The following is a 1,142-nucleotide window of genomic DNA, read 5'->3' on the forward strand; positions in this document are numbered from 1 at the left end:
CCCTGCATGGGATTGGGATAGGCTGGGGCTAACCGGAATTGATAGGTATTAACTGACGGCGGTCCTGCCTGTTCTTCTTCTATTCCTAATCCTGAACTGACTCCGCAGTTGATGTCGTCAAAATAATATCCCTCATAGGCTACCACTGAAGTGCTGCCAAATCTCCATCCTAACTGCACTGAATCGGTGATAGTAAAGGTGTAATGCTGGATTTCCCAGGCTTCATGCACTCCGGCCCAGTATTCCTCTCCCTGGTTGTATCCGTTGCCCGATCCGCCGTTTACCGATGTATATCCTTCATCGGTTTCTATGGTCACCCAGGTATTACCTCCATCCGTGGTTAACTGCAGCTGGGTTCCGTCCCAGGTGTCAAAAGTGTTGTACCAGTGCCAGAAGGTCATCTCCGTTCCCGCCCCCACATAAAATACCGGGCTGACTGCTCTCACATTTACCAATCCATTGGCGTGTATTCCGGTGTTCTCATCACCTACGTACATGGAATGGGTGGTGCTGTGGGCGCGACGGGTAGATACATGCCAACTGAAGGTGCCCTCATAGGTCCAATCTGCGGTATCCTTACTCTCAAAATCTTCCACAAATATTAAACTGCCGATTCCTATACTCACCGTATCGTATAGCTGATATCCTCCGTCCATACTCACACTCAATACTACTTGGGCAAAATGGGGATCAGGACAGCTCGGATCTACGGTGATATTAAATGCATTCCGGTCAAAAAAGGTGTCCCCCGGTGCAAAATTACCCACGGATACAGTGGAATCATTGATGGTTATATAAGCATCACTGCTGCTTATACTGGCATTGGTATTATATCCGGTGCCGCTTCCTCCATTGTAAAGCTTTATTCCCAGATCAAATACATCTCCTGCTCCTATCGCTTCCGGTCCCCAGTATCCTATAACTTCGGCTTCCGGTGCATTTACAGTGAGATTAAATGAACTGGTCCAGCTGCTGTCGTTGTTGTCCCAGCAGGTCATATCCACCGGAATTATATATCCGTCAGGAATAGCACTGCCCAGCTGAAATCCATGGGGAGATGTCCCCACTACGGTATCATTGGCGGCAATATTTCCGTAGGTTACCGTATCATATTCCATGGTGATATATCCATCGGTAGAGGT

At 48.2% G+C, this 1,142-nt stretch carries 1 pseudogene; it reads right to left on the minus strand.

Annotation, left to right across the window (positions count from 1 at the left end):
- Positions 1–1,118 (minus strand): annotated as a pseudogene (locus tag APR53_08550).
- Positions 1,119–1,142: the final 24 nt, after the last annotated feature.

Source organism: Methanoculleus sp. SDB, assembly GCA_001412355.1.
In the GTDB taxonomy this organism is placed as follows: Archaea; Halobacteriota; Methanomicrobia; order Methanomicrobiales; family Methanomicrobiaceae; genus LKUD01.